Source organism: Fumia xinanensis (genome assembly GCF_014384905.1).
Taxonomy (GTDB): Bacteria; Bacillota; Clostridia; order Oscillospirales; family Ruminococcaceae; genus Fumia; species Fumia xinanensis.
In genome coordinates, this window is the sequence record NZ_JACRSV010000001.1 from 925,737 (window position 1) to 944,556 (window position 18,820).

An 18,820-nucleotide genomic window follows, 5' to 3' on the forward strand; every position below is an offset into this window, starting at 1 on the left:
TGTTTGATGAAAAAGAGTGCGCTGCATGTACAGCGCACTCTTTTTAACAATAGACTTCTATCTCAAAAAACTGCTCTACGAAGCGGGTCTGCTCGATAATTTCTTCTTTAGTGAAGGCCATGCCATCCGGGGCGGCCACCCATTTGTCCTCCACGTCGTCCAACCGATGGATGACGGCGATCACCGTTCCCCGGAAGGTGTCGAGATGTTCGTCCACCCCGAGGATGTACACGTCCTGAAAGCTGCCGTCCCCGGCGATGACGCCCTCGACGTAGCCGTAGTTCACGGTATAGAAAATGGTGTCCGTCCGGGGATGATAGGTGCCGAGAGGGCGGTCGACCAGAACGTCCACTGTCTGCCCGATGATGCTGTGGACCTCATCCACGGCGTTTCCCCTGCACTTTCGGCGCGGTCAGGCGAAAGCTCATCTGCACCATCTTTTCGATTTCTTCGGGCGGCACGTCGGAACATAATTCCACCGTGTTCCAGTGCTGTTTGTTCATGTGCCAGCCGGGGGTGACGCCCCGATAGGCCTGCCGGAGGAAATCCGCCTCCAGAGGCTCGCATTTTAAGATGACGCAGGGCTTTCCCGACAGCTCTGCGAAAAAACCGAACCACTTGCCGTTACTTTTGTGGCGGTAGATGGGCCCGGTGTCGTCGAAAGGGCTGTACTCCTCCGCGTCGGCAAAGGTGAGCATATAGTCCCGTAATTTTTCTTGGGTCATTGGGATTCCTCCGTTTCGCAGTTAATGCCGTAATGAAGGACTTTGTTCCAAACATTACAAAAACAGGTCTTCCAGCCTATCCAGAACCCCAGTCCGGGTAAAGCCGTCCAGGAGGGCGAAGGGCTTTCGCTCCCGGTCATAGAGGGAGGCCGCCGCCGCGTCATCCATCCGTTTGAAGCGGATTGCCACCGATAGGGGCTCTTTTATCTCGAAAGGCTCCATTTGCGAAAGGCGCGCGCAAGCCTTTTGAACGCCTTGATAGATGGCGTCGGCCGCAGCCTGGGGATGCAGGCTCAGGGCCATGTTCCAGCCGAGGCTTTCCTTTGTTGTCACCGTTTCCGCCCAGGGGAACCGCTCTTTAGCCTGGCTCACGCATTTGTCGTCAGAAGAAACGAAGATGACGGGAACGCCGTGTTTTCCGGCAAAAGCGCCGTCGATTTCCATCTCGCCTACCTCCATCCCGTTGATTTGGTAGGACTGAAAGGCCAGGGAACTGTAGGTGTGGGCCAGCACGGCGTTTGAAGTGCCCTCCCGGGCGTGGTAGCCGATGAACAGCACGCCGTCAAAGCTCCCGTCGATGCCCGGAAAGCGGGTTTTGCATCCGCTGCCCAGGAGGATTTTACAGCGGGGGTCCAAAAGGCTGTAGTCCAGATTTACGCCGCTTCCATGATTGTCCCAGACGATGACTTCCTCTGCGCCCCAGTCAAACAACGCCCTTGCCGCGGCGTCGGCTTCGAGAGCGGCCTGACGGGCGGCGAAAGGGTAGTTCACGCTGTCTTTTAGTCCTTTATGAGGTTCACCGACCACACAGGCCGCGCCTTCGCAGTCCACGCCGATGAAAAAACGTGCTTTTCGATTCATAGTGATTCCTCTTTTTTTCGTCGGAAACAGTTGTACGCTTCTTTGCCATCATTATAACAGCTGTCCGTGACGAAGTCAACGAAAGCCGATAAAAAACTGCCGTAAAGGAATTAAACTTTACAGCAGCGCAAATGTGATTATAGAGGTGCGATTTTTACAAAACTCACCTGCCCATAAGCCTGAACAGGATCGGGATCACTGGTTAAAACTCGAAAACTGAGAAAAATGGAAAGAGGCACATAAAGCAAAAAGCTGCCCGAGGCGCTGGCGTAAGGACTTCCAGGGGCTCTTATGCCGAAATTAGCGTAAATATATTCAGCAGAATTGCCGTAAATTGGGACTACGCCCAGGTAGCCGTTTTCCGATACCGCGGCGTTGATGGTATAGGAAACCAGATAGATTTCTCTTGGCTCAATGGTGAAGGTTATCCTGCTGGACGCCAAGTTTATGCCGTTGTCTCGCTGGAAGTAAGGGTTAAAGGCGATATATCCTTGGTTGGAGACTGTTTCGCTGGCAACATACTGAGCATAATCGTTGTTAGACATCCCAGTTGGCCCGGTAGGACCAGTAGCACCGGTAAATCCCACGAGCCCTTGAGGGCCGGTGGCACCTGTGACACCTGTTGCGCCCGTAGCTCCGCGCGCTCCAGCGGGTCCTGCAGCACCAGTCGGGCCGGTCGGACCGGTAAATCCCACGAGCCCTTGAGGGCCGGTGGCACCCGTCACACCCGTTGCGCCCGTAGCTCCGCGCGCTCCAGCGGGTCCTGCAGCACCAGTCGGGCCGGTCGGACCGGTAAAGCCTACTAATCCTTGAGGTCCCTGCGGTCCTGTAGGCCCAATGGGTCCTTGCGGCCCAACTGGGCCTTGGAATCCTCTGGGCCCTTGCGGTCCCTGGGGGCCTTTAGGACCAGTAGAACCGGTGAATCCCACCAGGCCCTGTGGCCCGGTAGCGCCTCTGGGACCTGTAACTCCCGTCGCGCCTCTAGGTCCTGTTGCGCCGGTTAGCCCTGTGGGACCTGTAGGCCCCGTCATACCCATGAGTCCGGTGGGACCTTGCGGCCCTGTGGCTCCTGTAGGCCCTGTTGGTCCTACTGCGCCGCCCGAGGGAGGGGGGCAACAGCAATCACAGTTATATTTATAAACGTTCATTTTCATGTCCGCCTTTCATTGATCAGCCGCCAAATTATAGAATTTTTAGGGCCTCGAATGCGGAATTGGCGGCGTAGTGCTTTTTCTATTATATGAAAGGCAGGAAAAGATGGTTCTTTAAAAAAGCCCAGCCTGCACGGCCGGGCGATTTTTTGCATAGAATAGAGGTGTTTATGCGTCGTCCTCCATCTGTTCAGGGAGGATGAGTTCTTGCCGGGCGCACATCCGATAAAAGAGCGCCGCCATAGTTCCCAAATAGGTTAGGAAAAACAAGGGAGACAATTTTCGCCCTTTTTCACCGGCGCGGACACCGATGAACAGCCCTAGCGACAATAAGCATACTTTCAAAAGTCCTATGTCCATCAGGGTGAAGGTTTTAATTTTTTCTCTGGCCCAGCTGAGTAATTTACACATAAAGACCCTTCCTTTCGGTGCGTAAAGCGGACGAAACTTTTCTTTCTGCATCCACGTCTGAAGTCGTAGATGGATCAAGTGCGGCATTTATGGATATTATACACGGTTTTTGCGGAAAAGAAAAGAGGAAAATCGGTGAAGTTGTAAAAAGAAACACTTTTTTCTTGACAGGGCATTGTTTCGGTGGTACAATGATACGAAAATTTACCAGTAAGGGAGGAAACTGGAATGCGCGGAGCGTTTTTCTGTGATTCCAAAGCGGTTTATGCGTCCATGCCAGGCAACGGGCAGTGGGCTTATCCTCCTATTCCCATATCATAGGGTATTTAATGATACGCGGCGTAGGACGGTGAGCAAATCGCTGTCCTGCGCCGCTTTTCTTTTGCCTGCTCGGTGATTGTGAAATCCGACGGCCTAGCAAGGTGATTTTCTATGAAACACAAGGAGGAATGAAGATGTTTACAGATTTGCACATACACACGACCTTTTCCGATTCGACCCTGACCCCTGAAGCTGTGGCGCAGGAGGCGAAACGAAAAGGCTTTACACTGATTTCAGTGTGCGACCATAACACGACCAAAAGCTATCCTCAGCTTATAGAGGCCTGCCAAAAAGAGGGGATTCATTTGATTCCCGGCGTGGAGATCGATGCCAGGGATGGGGGGCAGACCCTGCACATTTTGGCTTATGGCTGTGATTTGCAGAATACGGCGCTCCAATCTCTGCTTCTTTTCAACTCCCATGTAATGGAGGATTTAAGTGTCGATCTTATTGCTGCTATGTCCAAAGACCACTCAGATTTGTGCCCTGCCGAATATGAGAATTATGAGCGCGACCCTCTCCGCGGAGGCTGGAAGGGCATTGATTACTTAAAGAGCAAAGGATATCCAGCTGATTACCCTGAATGCATGCATTATTATGCCGATTATGGCATCAAGGTCCGCCAGCCATTTGAGTCGGTAGAAACCGTCTGCTCCATTATTCATGAAGCGGGAGGCAAAGCGGTTCTGGCCCATCCGGGCGACCGTCTGCCAAACGAAAAACAAGCCTTTGTGGAAAATCTCGAGCGGCTGCGGGGACTTGGCATCGACGGGGTGGAATGCTACTATCCATCCCACAGTGACGAGATTACGGCGCTGGCGCTGCGTTTTTGCAAAGAACACGGCCTGTTGGTTACGGCGGGAAGCGATTCCCATGGGGAATTTGCAAAATTTGTAAAAGGAGTGGAGTACTACATCGGCGCAGTGGAGGCTGATAAACGCGGCCTCAACTTGGAAGGTATTTTGCCGGTGTAGATTTCTCAAAAAGGTATGAAAATGAAGATTATCGCACAAAATAACCTTATCGTCGCGGTGGTCGAATGCGATTCGCCGCAAATTACAAGCGCTCAGTCGGCGCTGGAACTCCTGATGGAAGCGCAGTACGAGTTTGAATGCAGCCGTCTGGCTGTTCCGAAGGAAGCGCTTCCGGAGGACTTTTTTATCCTGAGCACAGGCCTTGCCGGTGAGATTCTGCAAAAGTTTATCAATTATCATGGAAAGATCGCTGTTTTTGGGGATTTTTCCGGTTATCGGAGCAAATCTCTTCGAGATTTCATCTACGAAAGCAATAATGGCAGGGACGTATTTTTTGTTCCTTCTCAGGATGAAGCGGTCAGGTGCCTTATGGAAGCATAACGGATGAATGTAGTAAAAAAGAAAGGAGTGATCGCATGAGTGCATCGGAAACAGAAACTTTGCTGTTGGTAAGTCCTGACATTTTCCACAGGAGAGAATATACTGACATGATGGGGGAATGGCTCCGGGACGGTGGCCCAATTATTCCAAGTGCGCTGGTATCGGGAAGCCTCACTTATGACGAATGGTTAAACCGGGAGCGCAAATTTGAGTCAGAGGACACCTGTCCCCGGGGGATGGTTCCCAGTAACCTGTATTTTCTCACAAGGGCGTCTGACGGGAAAATCGTGGGTGCTGCCAGTGTCCGCTGGCGCCTCAACAAGGAACTGCTCCATAACGGCGGTCACATCGGATACGGCATTCGGCCTTCAGAACGTGGAAAAGGTTACGGAACGCGGCAGCTGAGACTCATCCTCGACAAGTGCCGAGAGCGTAAGATGGAAAAGGTGCTGATTACCTGCTTGAAAGAAAATTTCCCATCTCAGAAAATCGTTCTGAAAAACGGAGGTGTGCTGGAAAACACCGTGACCACGTCTCAGGGAGAAACATTCTGCCGTTATTGGGTAGAGCTGTGATAAAATCCGCAGAAGCCTTGGACTTTTGCGGATTTTTTGCTGTTGCAGTTATTTATCTAGGTTCATTGAAAGCATTAGATTTATCAGTGTCAGCAAGCTCGTCTGAATCATCTTGGTGTCTTATCTCTCCAGAAGGCGCGTCATCTTTGGGAGAATCAGGGGGGCTTGCGGCCGCGTCTTCCCATTCCACAGCGTTATCCTCATACTCGCCGCTGGCCCAAAGAGGCTCCCCTGTGATGGGATCGGGGAGAATATGCTCTTCTTCGTCACTTAAAAGCCCCATTGCCTTTTTCTGGTCGTAGACCTGTTGGGAAAGATCCTGGAACCGGTCGGAAAGGGACTTTCTGCTTTTGTGCAAAAATATTTCCCGGCCATCCAGTGCCAGGTAAATATGGCGGTAGGCGGCGGTGACAAGCGGCGTTGAGAATACGAGTATCACCCAAATAAAAAAATTGGTGAGCGCATAAGTTTGCTCCTCCCAGAACGCCAACGCTCTTATCAGGATGGCAACGGGTAAACTCATGAAAAAGACGACTTTGACAATTGTCCAGATGCTCCGCCAAAACTGTCCCGTGAGCAGGCTCCAACAGCGTTTAAACGCGCTCCACACAGTGAGCCCGTCCTCAAAGATGGACAGGCTCCAGAAAGTGCTGTAAAAAAGCCAGAAGGGGAAAAGCGCCAATGAAACAAAGAAAAACAGGACTCTGATTAGGATGGCAAGAGTAGAAGCGGTACTGGAACCGATTAGGCGGAAGGGCAGGCCAGTAAAAAAGGTTTCCAGCAAAAAATATGCTTGGAAAAACACCGAAATCAGTACGTTCGACGAGAAAAACCGAAAAAACACTTTGATAAAATGTCGATATTGGTCTTTGAAGGAAGCGTCCGGCCGTTTGAGGATCAGCAAGAGGGGAAGCGCCACTACAGCGGACTGTAGCCACCCCAGCAGGAGATTGCCGAAATACAGGGAAATTCCCAAAAGGTTTATGCCATAATGCTCTGCAGACTGGCCCCAATCGATATTTGCGTTATAGCACCACAGCCTTACCACCTCGTTGTACTGAAAGGCATAGCGGGTGAGAGTGGGATTCAAAAAAATTTGCAGCAGCAGAAATATTCCGCTCAGGACAGCATAGAAGATAAGCAATTTGGCCCAGCTTTTTCGGTAGTCCAGTAGAGAAGCGCGGATGATGGCAATAGCTGACATAACAAAACACTCCTGACAGTATAGAACATCTGTTTTTGGATAGTATAGCATATTTTGGAAAAAAATGCAACTATTTATATAAAATAAAAATCCCGCCATTATTGGCGGGATTTTTATTTGTCTATAATTGTTGAGTGGCTGAGCCCTCATCTGGATTGCTGGACACATCCGGTCGATTGGGAGAAGAATTTGCGTCTGGGACAGGGGAAGATTCCGTTTCGAGGGAAGAAACCTCCGATTGAGGCTCTGGACAAACCACAGCTGGTGCAGCAGAAGAAGTTTCTTCGAAGAAAGGTGCTTCCTTGGGAACAAATTCATCGTAAGAAGGTGTCTCAGGTGGGACATCTGCTCCAAAAAAGGTCTGTGAGGGGGTATTCCAGCTTCCGGGTGCCGATGCGTTCTGCAAGTCGTTTGGCATGGCTTGGATGAGGGCGCTGAAGGGATTATTATGGTCTTCCAGCCAGTTTTTTCGATAGAGTTCCACCATTGAGGCAGCGTAGACAGTCTGGGAAGCGTGCGTCAAAAGCAGACCCACCAGCCAGAGCAGGAGCAATCCCACCCAAATACTGGGGATGACTCTGGAAAAGGCGAATTCATATACCGTCAGGAAATAAGCCAAACCCACGAGTACGCCGGGAATGATGCCAGCCATGAGGGAGAATGCCAGCGAGTTGCCGATGCTGCGGCCCAAATGTTTCGAAAGCATCTTAAATCCCTGGGTAAAGGCTTTTGTGGCTTTGATATTCTCTGTAGTCAGAGCGATATAGCTAAAGTAGGTTGCACAGGACATAACGATGAATGCAAAATACAGGGGAATCGCCAAAATCAGCAGGAAGAAGACCATACTTGGTTCAAAGTAGTGTATGGACATGGTGGCAATGCCAGCAATAAGGGCGCAGATAAGAAAAAGGATTATCCACACGATGGCGATGGCCACGCCGATTCCCAACCATATGAGGCTCAGCAGCAGAAACGGGCCAAATTTTTTCGAATAGCGGCCTTTGAAGGTGTGCGGTCCGTTTTGCGGGGGCAGGGTATAGGCTGTGAGCAGAGGCAGGGTGGTCAATGCCGGTTGAAGTACGGCTACCGCCAGAGAAAGGATCCAGAAAAAAGGAAGCAGGATCATCGCAGAATACATATGGGAGTTTTGCACGGTCAGTTCCAGAATAGTTGAGGGAACTGAGGTGACAAGGGAGAGCCCCAAGGCCAAAAGAACCCCAAACAGCAGGCTGATTTTCCAGTTGCGAATACAATTTTTTATACCGACGGTGAACATTTTCCAAATTGTCATAATAAGTATCCTCCTGTAGTGGCAGTTGTGTAATTAGATTCAGTATAGCATATCTTTGTGAAAAACACAATCGTTCGGGCAAAACAAAAGCGCCGGAGATTTCCCCGGCGCCGCGGCGCATATTCACTCCATGGAACCCGGCAGCTCGACCCAGGAACCGGTCTCGTCGCTTTGAATACAAGCCTCTATGAGCTGCATAATCTGATGACCGTCCTCGAAGGTGGGATAGTTTACCTTTTTATTCTGATATTTGCCAGTGCGGATGTAAATGTAAAACTCATTTATGGCGTTTTTCAGGGCGTCTACCCAGCCGCAGGGATGCCCAGCGGGCAGGGGGAGGAACCGGGACACTGCGGGCGAAATGTTCTGAGCTCCCAACAAGATGTACTCGTTTGGGGAATTCCGGTGACCGATGATGAGCTTATCGGGATTTTGCTGCTCCCATTCCAGCCCCATTTTGGTGCCGCTGACGTTGATGCCGAGGCCGTTTTTGTGCCCTGCGCAGATTTGGGAAATATTGATGAATGTCGGTACTCCATCCTCCATCTCAGCAATGATGAAGGCCGCGTCTTCGGTGCTCACCTCCACCTCTTCCACCACGGTGCCCAAAACTTTGGCATAGGTGGTGGCGTTGTCGTTTAGAGAATGAGTGCGGGTGTCATAGGCCTTGATAAATTTGCTGTAAATCCGTTTGACTTTAGTGCCAAGGATAAACTGCATAGTGTCGAAAAAATGGGAGCCGATATCGGCCACCGCTCTTGAGGCACCACCGATTTTCGGGTCAACCCGCCAGTCGTAGTCCGATTCAAAGAGCATCCAGTCTTGGAGATATTCTCCGTGAACGGTGAGAACCCGTCCGATATCGCCGGACTTGACTCTGTAGTGCATCTCCTGAACTGCCGCGTTGAATCGGTAATTGAGGTCGATACCGTGGGCCAGCCCCGACTCTTTGGCGATGCGGCAAAGCTCCGCCGTTTCCCTCGTATCCAGGCAAAGAGGCTTTTCACAGTAGACGTGTTTGCCTTTCAAAAGAGCCTCCTTGCTCATTTCAAAATGGGTGTTGCTGGGAGTACAGATATGTACTACGTCGATGTCCTGGTTGTCTAAAATTTCATGGTAGTCGCTGGTGCAGTGGGGAATAAAGCTGTCTTCGCTCAGTGATCGGACCATTTCAAGGTTTTGGTCGGCGGCGGCCACAATTTCTGCCCCTGGAATCCGTCCTACAGCCTCGATATGCTGTCGCCCAATGAAGCCCGCGCCGATGATGCCAACTCGTAGTTTCTTCATCTTTCTAACCTCGACTTTCAAACTGCCCCACTTTTCGTGGGGCGATATAAAAAATTTATTTTAGCAAAATTTTCATTATTTACAGAAATATTTACAGGAATATTGTAGCGCTAACCCAGCATTTTGTCAACGAATCTCTCGGCAACATATACAATATTACAGGTTATTCAGAATTTATTTGTTGAAATCATCAATTTTTGAAAAAACTCTTTTCCAAATGAAACATTTTTGTTATAATAACAATGTAAATTTTACATTAATTTCACTTTCTATTATAAAATAAACTACAAACAGAAAAGGATTCGATTCCCATGAAGTCATCTGAAAAAATTACAATTATGGACGTGGCAAAAGAAGCCGGCGTTTCCATTGCGACCGTCTCCCGTATTATCAACCGATCGGGCAATGTCAGAGATGCCACTAGGCAAAAGGTTCTCTCTACTATGGAACAGATGGGGTATCTGCCTGAAGGAGACTCTCTGACCGATCCCGGGTGCAAGACTATTTTACTCAGTATTCCCGAATTCAAGAACCCTTTTATCAGCCGGGTCATCGACGGGGTGCAGGCTGCTGCACGCCGCAGAGGGTATTATGCCCTTGCTATGCAGACGGCGGGTGTTTACCAGACATTTGAAGATTATCAAAGTATGCTCAAAAACTTTCCCTGTGCCGGCGTGATGCTCATCAGCAGCGTTCGGGATGCGGAATTTCTGGACAAGCTTTCGTCACGGTGCCCTGTGGTCATGTGCTCGGAATACTGTGAAAGCGTAGGAGTTTCTTTTGTGAGCATTGACGATATCAAGGCCGCTAAAACCGCGGTGGAGTACCTCGTGTCCATCGGGCGGAAGAAAATCGCCCTGATGAACAGCCTTTTGACCCACAAATACTCCCGTCATCGGGAAGCGGGCTTCCGGGAGGCTGTTCTGGAAAGCGGATTGGAGCTTCGGGAAGACTGGATTTCCCACCTTTCAAGTATTAGTTTTGACATGGCTTTGTCGGAAGCCATGCACGTGCTGTCGGCGCCGGACGCCCCTGACGCTTATTTCGCCATCTCCGATGTTTATGCCGCTGCCATCCTAAAGGCTGCCAACAAGCTGGGGCTTTTGGTGCCCCAGGACGTGAGTATTGTTGGTTTTGACAACATCGACATTTCGTTGATGACCGATCCGGCTCTCACCACCATGAAACAGCCCAGCTACCAGATGGGTTACCAGGCGTGCGAGATCCTCATCGACAAAATCGAGAACCCCGCTGCCGAGACTCGGCAGATTTTTTTCGAGACTGAGCTTATCGTTCGCGGCTCGACCATGTAAAGGACGGGAAACAGGATTCTCCCCGTATCTGCCGGCGGCAATTGGTGGAAAGGAGCTAAAAACTGTAGCTGCCTTGGGTATGAAGCGCTGACCCTATCATGCAATGGGAGATTTGTCCGGTGAATTCAAAGAATTGCCCTAAAGTTCCGAGAATGCCGTTTTTTTCGCTTTGCTAAGCGTAATGCCGATGAATTTGTCACACTGTGCCTTGAAGCGGGATTATGTCGAAGGTGCCCATGGCGGAACTATCGGCTATCTGGAAACGATTTATATGGAGGAAGGTTTTCGCTGGAAAGATATTGGGGCCTACCTGGTTTGTGCTTGTGAAAAGCGGGCAAAGAGGGGGAGGTTAAGCGGAGTTGGCCCGCGATTGTGAGCTTTACAACGAGCAAAGCCATTTGTTTCACTTAGGAATGGGTTTTCGCTAAGTCAGTCGTATTATCTGTTTTCCAAAAGCTGTGATTACCTTCCTTCTCCTTTGGAACAGACAAATTTCCGGAAAATACTTGACTTTTTTATGTATGTAACATATAATTATATTAGAATAATTCAAAAGTATTTTATTAGATATTGTTTTTTGAAAATAATTAGATTTTTATTTTTAAGTAAGTCTATTCTAACAATTGGGTGAATTTTCCAAATATGATTGCCATTGTGCGGCAAATGCTGCCAGATGGCAGATTTTGCAAAAAATGCACAAAACCGGAAAGGTATGGTGATGAAACAATGAGAGACGCGCTTATTTGGGCGGCGGGCGGCACAGGATTTACCTTCCTGATGACGGCGCTGGGCGCGGCGGTAGTTTTTTTCTTCCGCAACGAGATAAACCCAAAAATACAGCGAATTTTTTTAGGCTTTGCAGCAGGCGTGATGATCGCCGCATCGGTTTGGTCACTTTTGATTCCCGCCATCGAAGAGGCGGAGCAGAAAGGGCAGATTGGTTGGATTCCGGCGGCAGGGGGGTTTATCTTAGGTATCCTCTTTCTCATGGGGCTTGACAGCCTTTTGCCGCATCTGCATCCAGGTTCAAGTAAGCCGGAGGGCGTATCTACCTCCTGGAAGCGGACGACGCTTTTGGTGTTTGCCGTCACCCTTCATAACATTCCGGAAGGAATGGCAGTGGGACTTTCCTTTGCCCTGGCTGCACAAAATGGCAATGATCCGGCGGCAATTACAGCAGCTGCAGCTCTTGCCATCGGCATCGGTATTCAGAACTTCCCTGAAGGAGCGGCGGTGGCGCTCCCTCTGCGAAAAGAGGGGATGAGTTCAGGAAAAGCCTTCCTCATGGGAAGTATGTCGGGCCTTGTCGAGCTGGTGTTCGGCGTATTGGTAGTGCTGGCAGCGGGATTCATCCAGCCTTTGATGCCTTGGATGCTGGCTTTCGCGGCGGGCGCCATGATGTATGTGGTAGTCGAAGAGCTGATTCCGGAGGCGCATCTGGGAGAACATTCCAACGTGGGAACTATGGGTGTTATGGCAGGATTTATCGTCATGATGATATTAGATGTGGCCTTGGGATAAGTGAATATTGGATTTTGGAAAGGACAGTGTTTGGCTGTCCTTTTTTTCTTGAACATAAGATGTATCAGCCCTGTCCAGTGGAAATAATCCATTGACCACCTCAAATGAAGATGGTATAATAACCTCACGGCGTAAGTCAAAGCCTTGTTCTACAAGCCTTCGGACACCTAAGAGAACATTTTATCACAATTTTGGGCTATGTCACCCATTGTGCTTTACACAATGAAATTATGGTATAATAACACAATCAACGAAGGCTTTCACAGAAAACCTTCGGCCGCATAAATGCGGCTTGCCAAAACAAGGTGTTTTGACATTGCGTTTATTTTATCATTATCCGGTTCTGCCAAAGCAGAACTACGGCGGGTAAACCCGCTTACAAATTCCTGCGGAATTTGCGGATAGGGTATAATATCCACAAATATCACACAATGTGTGCTATGCGCCGCAGGCGCAATCATTTTGTCTCGCAAAATGATTTGTGGATGATTATCACCATAACAAAAACAGCTAAAGCTGTTTTGCGCCGCTGAAAGCGGCGTGCAAGCCTTATGGGCTTGCGGATATGGTATAATAACCTCACAAGCAAACAGCAGAGCTGTTTGCAAAGTGTCAAAGGCGCTTTTATCCCGCTTTACGGAAAATATAAAAAAATTTTATCATCATATTTTAAACGTAGTCGCCAAAGGTTTTTAAATAGAAACACTATTAGAACTTATCAAAATACATGGAGCAAAACGTATCCGGACAGAGAAGAGGAACGAAATGAGTGACAACGGAAAAAGCATGAATCTGCGGGCCAAAGACATTTTAAACCCGCGTTTTCCATTCAAAATTTACAGCTTTTGTTCCAAAACGAGCCAGGAATATCACAGCCACGATTATATTCAGCTGTGGTATGTGAAAAAGGGGCAGTGCGTCCACAATTTCAACGGAACGATCTACACACTTCATATGGGAGATGTTTTTGTACTTCCACCGGGGATTTTCCATTCCGTTTCGACCGAGGACGATGACAGCGTACTGATTGGGCTGGACTTCACAGAGGCTTTTATCAACGAGGATATGGCGGGAGGCAAAAGCAGCGATTTATTCGATTACGCCTACATTGAGCCGTTTATCGTAAAGCTGGACGAGGTAAAGCCTCTGTTCCCACTGGCCGGGCCGGTTTCCCGGACAGTGGCTTTGCTTTTGGAGGAAATCATGGCGGAATACGAGGGCAAAGCACCACATTACCAGCTCATCGTCAAGGCAAACCTCCTGAAAATTCTGGCCCTCATTTCCAGGGAGTACGGCCGAGGTATCGACCGGAAGAAAAAGGCACTGGTGGACCGATACAAAACAGCGGTCTATCAGGTGCAGGAGTATGTGGATGTCCACTATCCGGAGAAAATCTACCTGGAGGAAATGTGCAGGATGACCATGCTGTCGCCCTCTTATTTTTCCGACGTGTTCAAGCATGTGACTGGGCGGACCTTCACTGAATATGTAAGCCATGTGCGGGTGGAAAAGGCAAAAGAGCTTTTGAGGCGGGACGACAAGTCTATCAGCGGGATCGCTTACGCTGTGGGGTTCAGCGACAACGCCCACTTCGACAAGGTATTCAAACGGGAAGTGGGAATTTCACCTTTGCAGTTCAGAAAAACCGTTGAATGAGAGACAACGCTTTTGCTGTGACAGTAGAGAGCACATAGCTTAATTGAGTAAAACGCTGCCTGATTCGGGCGGCGTTTTTGTTTGTAAGATATTACAAGAATACCGTAAAAATTGACAATCCTTTCGGATGAGGAAGCGTTATAATGGAGGCAATCGGGGAGGTATTCGGATGCGGGCCGATTTATACGGCCTGGGCGGGCAAAAGGATATTTCCCGCTGGCGTTCAGGCAAAAAAAGACATTATTACGCGGACGGAAGATTTTCCGGCTGTGGCGGCAAAGGAGCGAATTGAAATGAGCAAAAAGATAAAATGGGGCATCATTGGATGCGGCGTTATTTCGGAACTACACGGGGAGGCGCTGAAAATCGCCCGGAATGCGGAACTTGTCGCTGTCTGCGACATTATTCCCGAGCGGGCGGAAAAGGCGGCTAAACGGTTCGGTGTAGAAAAAATTTACACCGACTATCACCAGCTGTTGGACGATCCCGAAGTAGATGCGGTGTCAATTTGCACCCCGTCAGGAATGCACGGGGAGATGTGCAAGGCGGCGGCTTTGGCTCATAAGCACATCCTCTGTGAAAAGCCAATGGAAATCACCGGGGAGAAGATGGATGACCTGATCCGTACAGTGGAAAGCTCCGGCGTCAAAATGGGCTGCGTGTTTCAGCGGCGGTGCGACCCGAAATTCGCCGCCGTCAAGGAGGCTTTGGACAGCGGCCGCTTCGGCAGGGTGATTTTGGCGGAAGCCTACCTGAAATACTACAGGGACCAGGCTTATTACGACAGCGGTGAGTGGCGGGGCACCTGGGAGCTGGACGGGGGCGGCGCGCTGATGAATCAGGGCGTGCACGGCGTCGACCTGCTCTTGTGGTTCGCCGGGGAAGCCCAGTCGGTGACCGCCCACTGCGCCACACAAGTCCATGACATCAAGGTGGAGGACACCGCCGTGGCGCTCTTAAAGTTCAAAAACGGCGCGCTGGGTGTCATTGAGGGAACTACCTCAGTTTATCCTGCACAGGACACCCGGCTGGAAATCCACTGCGAAAAGGGCTCCATCGTGGTCAGCGACGCAGGCATTCAGGAATGGTCCATCATCGGCAGCGACGAAAAGGCTCCGGAAATCGTTTCCCCCGTCTACGAGATGAAGGACGACCCCACAAAGCTCCCCATGGTCTCCCATGTGCCTCTGGTGGAGGATTTAGCCGACGCGATCCAAAGCGACCGGAAACCGATGATTACTCCCAGAGAGGCCCGGCACGCGGTGGATATGATTCTGTCTATCTATCGTTCATCCAATGAGGGAAAAGAAATCATTTTATAGTCACAGGCGGGGAAGACGATTTTCCCGCATGATTTTCAGGAGAATATTGCTATGATAAATGCTATCAAAACAATTCAAAGCGGCAGGCTGATCACCCTTATCTACCGTAATCGTCAGGAAATGGGAAAAGCCGCCGGAACCGCCGCCGGGGAGAAGCTTCGGGAGCTTTTGGCTCTCAAGGACGAGGTGAACGTGATTTTCGCCGCCGCCCCCAGCCAGAACGAGATGCTGGAGGTGCTCGTTTCCTTTCCCGGTATCGACTGGACGCGGGTCAACGGCTTCCACATGGACGAATACACTGGCCTGCCGAGTGATGCGCCTCAGGGCTTCGGGAACTTTCTGCGGGAGCGGATTTTTGAAAAGCTTCCTTTTAAAAACGTCTATTATCTCAATGGAAACGCCGCCGACCTTTCCGCTGAGTGCGCCAGGTACGAGAAACTCTTGGAGGAGCACCCCGTAGACCTGGTCTGCATGGGAATCGGCGAAAACGGGCACATCGCCTTCAACGACCCGTGGGTAGCGGATTTTTCCGACCCGGTGAAGGTGAAAACCGTTCCTCTCGACCCGGTCTGCCGGCAGCAGCAGGTCAACGATGGATGTTTTGGAAGTCTCGACGAGGTTCCCAAAGAGGCACTGACCCTGACCATCCCCGCGCTGACTGCGGCCCCTTACCTCATTTGCACTGTACCTGCCGCCACCAAAGCGGAAGCGGTGCTCCACACCGTCCGCGGCCCTGTCACTCCCGACTGTCCGGCTTCGATTCTGCAAAACCATCCCAGTGCTCAGATGTTCTGTGACGCCGAGAGCGGGCGGGACATCCTTTTCCGCAAAGGGGTCATTTCCGACGAAATTTCCCAGGATTTTGGGGAAGCGGCGAAACTGGCGGCAGAATACGGCTGCGAGGCGCTGGAAATCCGCGGCGTCTGGGGTAAACAGCCTCAGGAGCTGACCGATGAAGACATCGGGAAAATCAACGAAATCGCCGCCAAGTACCGGCTTTCCATCTGTTCCATCAGTTCGCCCATCTTCAAGTGCTCCATCGACAGCCGGGAAGAACTGGAAGAGCATTTTCAAATTGCAAAAAAGTGCATGGACCTGGCCCTCAAAACGGGGGCAAAGTATATCAGGGCTTTTACCTTTTGGCGGAAAAACGGCGTGGAGCAGGACGGCCCCTTCATCCTCGCCCAAATCGGCAGGTTGGCAGCTATGGCCAAGGAGAAGGGTCTCACCGTCCTCGTAGAACCAGACCCATCGGTCAGTGCCTGCAACGCCGGGGAGCTCTCCTATCTCTTCCGGCAGATGAACTTTCCAAACGTCAAGGTTCTCTGGGACCCAGGCAACCACATCTACAACAAGACCTTTATCCCGCCCTATCCCGGCGGCTATGAACAGGTGAAGCGGTATACGGCCCACGTTCATCTGAAGGACGCTGTCCGTGGAGAAAACGGTGAAGCCGAGGGCTGCGCCTTAGGAGATGGACTGCTGCCTTTAAACGAACAGCTCTCCGCCCTTTTGCGGGACGGCTACGACGGGTTTATCGTGCTGGAGACCCACTACCGGCTCCAGCTCAAGCTCTCTGACGAAGAGCTGAAACGTCCCGGAAGCGCCGCCTTCTCAGACGGAGGCTATGAGGCCTCGGAGCTCTGCCTTGAGCGGCTCAACGCCGCCGTTATGGCCGTCGCGGCAGGCGCTTGAAAGAGGGGAAAAGTATGATTACGAAAATCACCGGCGCGGCTCTTGTTATGGATGAAATCGTCCGGGACAGTGATCTATACCTGAAAGACGGCAAAGTCCTGGTCGTCACGAGGAATGAGCTTCCTTTCGATGAATTGGTTGACGCACAGGGCTGCTTTCTTTCCCCAGGCTTTGTGGACCTCCATACCCATGGGGGCGGCGGCCACGACTTTATGGACGGCGGGGTGGAGCCGATTCTCGAGGGCTGTCGGACGCATCTCCGCCACGGCACCACCACCATCCTGCCCACCACTTTGGCCAGCGCCATTCCGGCCCTCAAGCGGTCAATTTTGGACATCGGCGCGGCGATGGAAGCAAAGGGGGACTATCCTCATATCGCAGGGACTCATCTGGAAGGGCCTTATTTCTCCCAAAACCAGAGCGGGGCCCAGGACCCCCGGTACATCAAGGCCCCAAAACCGAAAGAATACGAGGAAATCCTCGAAATGGGGGAGGGGATCGTCAAACGGTGGAGCTACGCGCCGGAGCTGCCGGGCGCGGAAGCTTTCTGTGAGGCGCTGATGAGACGGAATGTCATTCCTTCCATCGCCCACAGCGATGGGGTGTACGCCGACGTGAAATCCGCCTATGACCGGGGCTGCCGCCTGGTGACCCACCTCTATTCCGGTATGTCCACCATTACCCGCAGGCGGGGATTCCGCTCCTTGGGCGTCGTCGAATCGTCCTTTTTGCTGGACAACATTATTGTGGAGACCATCGCCGACGGGATGCACCTGCCGCCGGAGCTGCTTTTGATGATCTATAAAATCAAGGGCCCCGACCGCATTTGTCTTGTCACCGATTCCATGCGGGGGGCGGGAATGCCAGACGGCCCCTCCATCCTTGGACGCAAGGAGGATGGTATGGCCTGCGTCATCGAGGACGGGGTAGCCTTCCTGCCTGACCACAGCGCCTTCGCCGGGAGCATCGCAACTGCCGACCGGCTAGTGCGCACCTTCGTAAAAGCCGGTGTGGGCCTCTGCGACGCGGTGAAGATGGCTTCCGCGACCCCGGCTAAGGTTCTAGGCCTCAAAAAAGGCCGCATCGAGCCGGAATACGATGCGGATCTGGTTCTTTTTGACAAGGACATTAACGTCAAAGGGGTGTTTCTGAACGGCAGGTATCTGAATTTTTAGCCAAACACGCGGTTATGGCACTTGATTTCGCCTCAATTTCCCGAAAGGATGATTGTTATGTTTAAAGTAGGTATTCTGGGCTCGGAAAATTCCCACGCCCTCGCCTTTGCCCAGCTTGCCAATATTCCCGACACGAAAACCGGGGAGTACCGCTATCCCGATATGCGCATCACCGTCCTCTGCGGCTGTGACGACACGCCGGAACACGCCGCCGAGACCGCTCGCCTGGGCCGGATCGAGAAGCTTGTTTTCGATCCCATGGAGCTTCTCGATGAAGTGGACGCCGTCATGGTCGACTACCGGGACGGAAAGCTCCACACCCGGGACGTGATGCCCTTTATCGAAAGGGGCATGCCCGTCTGGATCGACAAGCCCATCACTGCGTCGAAAGACGACCGGGACGCGCTCCGCCGGGCACTGGAAGCGCACGGAACTCTTTTCACCGGCGGTTCGTCGTTCCCCTACAACTACGAAGTCGTCACCGCTAAAAACGCCGTCAAAACTGGGGTGATGGGGGAGGTGCTGGGCGGCAGCGTCAACTTCCCCGGGGACTTTGAAAGCCCCTACAGCGGGATTTTTTTCTACGGCCCCCATCTGGTCACCATTGTGATGGAAGTGTTCGGCTACGATGTGCAGTCCGTGTCGGTGCAGAAGGTTTCGCCTCAAAACGCCGCCATCTCCTTCCGGTACGGCGACAAGATCGTCACGGGGCATTTAAACGGCTGCCCCGACCACTGCATCACTGTTTTTGGAAGCAAATCGATCTACCGGAAAGACATCGACATGTCATTTTTGTACGCCTTGGAGCTGGACGCTTTCGTTGGGATGCTCCGGGATAAAAAGAAACCCCTGCCTTTCGACGAGCTCTTCCGTCACGTGGACGTGCTGGACGCCATCCGCCGCTCCGACGAGCAAAACGGAGCTGAAATCTCCGTGTAATGCGCCGGATTTCTCAGA

General features: G+C 51.4%; 19 protein-coding genes. 10 read left to right on the forward strand and 9 right to left on the reverse strand.

All coding sequences use genetic code 11. The features are described 5' to 3' along the window. Positions 1 to 43: 43 nt before the first annotated feature. From H8710_RS04350 to H8710_RS04370, 5 genes are all read right to left on the reverse strand, one after another. Positions 44 to 385 (reverse strand): inorganic pyrophosphatase, encoded by a 342-nt coding sequence (locus H8710_RS04350; RefSeq protein WP_249294195.1) that lies wholly within the window; start codon positions 383 to 385, stop codon positions 44 to 46. Beyond that, positions 378 to 725, reverse strand: a complete 348-nt coding sequence (locus H8710_RS04355; RefSeq protein ID WP_249294196.1) for an MmcQ/YjbR family DNA-binding protein — start codon at positions 723 to 725, stop codon at positions 378 to 380. Before H8710_RS04355 ends, H8710_RS04350 begins: the two co-directional genes overlap by 8 nt. A gap of 54 nt (positions 726 to 779) precedes the next feature. After that, a complete protein-coding gene (locus H8710_RS04360; RefSeq protein ID WP_249294197.1) occupies positions 780 to 1,586 on the reverse strand; it encodes a M55 family metallopeptidase in 807 nt (268 codons plus the stop codon). A gap of 137 nt (positions 1,587 to 1,723) precedes the next feature. After that, entirely contained in the window at positions 1,724 to 2,734 is a 1,011-nt protein-coding gene (locus H8710_RS13325; protein ID WP_283242767.1) for a collagen-like domain-containing protein, read from the reverse strand. Between the two features lie 171 nt (positions 2,735 to 2,905). Next, the gene (locus tag H8710_RS04370; RefSeq protein ID WP_249294198.1) at positions 2,906 to 3,148 is read right to left on the reverse strand and encodes a hypothetical protein; all 243 of its coding nucleotides are present in this window, start codon (positions 3,146 to 3,148) and stop codon (positions 2,906 to 2,908) included. A gap of 455 nt (positions 3,149 to 3,603) precedes the next feature. Here H8710_RS04370 and H8710_RS04375 point away from each other — a divergent pair, with 455 nt between their 5' ends. The 3 genes from H8710_RS04375 to H8710_RS04385 are packed head-to-tail and all read left to right on the forward strand — an operon-like array spanning position 3,604 to position 5,399. Continuing rightward, positions 3,604 to 4,443, forward strand: coding sequence for a PHP domain-containing protein (locus H8710_RS04375; RefSeq protein WP_249294199.1), 840 nt, complete (start codon positions 3,604 to 3,606; stop codon positions 4,441 to 4,443). A gap of 21 nt (positions 4,444 to 4,464) precedes the next feature. Further along, the gene (locus tag H8710_RS04380; protein WP_346727087.1) at positions 4,465 to 4,824 is read left to right on the forward strand and encodes a DUF4180 domain-containing protein; all 360 of its coding nucleotides are present in this window, start codon (positions 4,465 to 4,467) and stop codon (positions 4,822 to 4,824) included. A 35-nt stretch (positions 4,825 to 4,859) separates the two neighbouring features. Next, a complete protein-coding gene (locus H8710_RS04385; RefSeq protein ID WP_249294201.1) occupies positions 4,860 to 5,399 on the forward strand; it encodes a GNAT family N-acetyltransferase in 540 nt (179 codons plus the stop codon). A gap of 52 nt (positions 5,400 to 5,451) precedes the next feature. Here the strand turns inward: H8710_RS04385 and H8710_RS04390 are convergent, their stop codons facing one another. The 3 genes from H8710_RS04390 to H8710_RS04400 all read right to left on the reverse strand — a co-directional run bounded on the left by H8710_RS04390 (position 5,452) and on the right by H8710_RS04400 (position 9,181). Continuing rightward, positions 5,452 to 6,603, reverse strand: coding sequence for a hypothetical protein (locus H8710_RS04390; protein WP_249294202.1), 1,152 nt, complete (start codon positions 6,601 to 6,603; stop codon positions 5,452 to 5,454). Positions 6,604 to 6,724: 121 nt separating this feature from the next. After that, positions 6,725 to 7,894, reverse strand: coding sequence for a hypothetical protein (locus tag H8710_RS04395; protein WP_249294203.1), 1,170 nt, complete (start codon positions 7,892 to 7,894; stop codon positions 6,725 to 6,727). Between the two features lie 123 nt (positions 7,895 to 8,017). Further along, positions 8,018 to 9,181: a Gfo/Idh/MocA family protein gene (locus H8710_RS04400; RefSeq protein WP_249294204.1), complete on the reverse strand. Its 1,164-nt coding sequence runs from the start codon at positions 9,179 to 9,181 to the stop codon at positions 8,018 to 8,020. 311 nt (positions 9,182 to 9,492) lie between these two features. Between H8710_RS04400 and H8710_RS04405 the strand changes: the two genes are divergently transcribed. Both H8710_RS04405 and H8710_RS04410 read left to right on the forward strand, forming a co-directional pair. After that, positions 9,493 to 10,494 (forward strand): LacI family DNA-binding transcriptional regulator, encoded by a 1,002-nt coding sequence (locus H8710_RS04405; RefSeq protein ID WP_249294205.1) that lies wholly within the window; start codon positions 9,493 to 9,495, stop codon positions 10,492 to 10,494. A 726-nt stretch (positions 10,495 to 11,220) separates the two neighbouring features. Then, positions 11,221 to 12,015 carry a ZIP family metal transporter gene (locus H8710_RS04410; protein ID WP_249294206.1) on the forward strand — a complete coding sequence of 265 codons (795 nt, stop codon included), beginning with the start codon at positions 11,221 to 11,223 and terminating at the stop codon, positions 12,013 to 12,015. A 260-nt stretch (positions 12,016 to 12,275) separates the two neighbouring features. On the opposite strand, the gene H8710_RS04415 is transcribed toward H8710_RS04410, so the two are convergent. Beyond that, positions 12,276 to 12,623: a hypothetical protein gene (locus H8710_RS04415; RefSeq protein WP_249294207.1), complete on the reverse strand. Its 348-nt coding sequence runs from the start codon at positions 12,621 to 12,623 to the stop codon at positions 12,276 to 12,278. Between the two features lie 157 nt (positions 12,624 to 12,780). Between H8710_RS04415 and H8710_RS04420 the strand changes: the two genes are divergently transcribed. From H8710_RS04420 to H8710_RS04445, 5 genes are all read left to right on the forward strand, one after another. Next, positions 12,781 to 13,671 carry an AraC family transcriptional regulator gene (locus H8710_RS04420; RefSeq protein ID WP_249294208.1) on the forward strand — a complete coding sequence of 297 codons (891 nt, stop codon included), beginning with the start codon at positions 12,781 to 12,783 and terminating at the stop codon, positions 13,669 to 13,671. Positions 13,672 to 13,964: 293 nt separating this feature from the next. Then, positions 13,965 to 14,993 (forward strand): Gfo/Idh/MocA family protein, encoded by a 1,029-nt coding sequence (locus H8710_RS04425; RefSeq protein WP_249294209.1) that lies wholly within the window; start codon positions 13,965 to 13,967, stop codon positions 14,991 to 14,993. Positions 14,994 to 15,044: 51 nt separating this feature from the next. Continuing rightward, a complete protein-coding gene (locus tag H8710_RS13445) occupies positions 15,045 to 16,688 on the forward strand; it encodes a TIM barrel protein (protein ID WP_346727088.1) in 1,644 nt (547 codons plus the stop codon). Between the two features lie 14 nt (positions 16,689 to 16,702). Beyond that, positions 16,703 to 17,863, forward strand: a complete 1,161-nt coding sequence (locus tag H8710_RS04440) for an N-acetylglucosamine-6-phosphate deacetylase (protein ID WP_249294210.1) — start codon at positions 16,703 to 16,705, stop codon at positions 17,861 to 17,863. A 57-nt stretch (positions 17,864 to 17,920) separates the two neighbouring features. Continuing rightward, entirely contained in the window at positions 17,921 to 18,802 is an 882-nt protein-coding gene (locus H8710_RS04445) for a Gfo/Idh/MocA family protein (RefSeq protein WP_249294211.1), read from the forward strand. Positions 18,803 to 18,820: the final 18 nt, after the last annotated feature.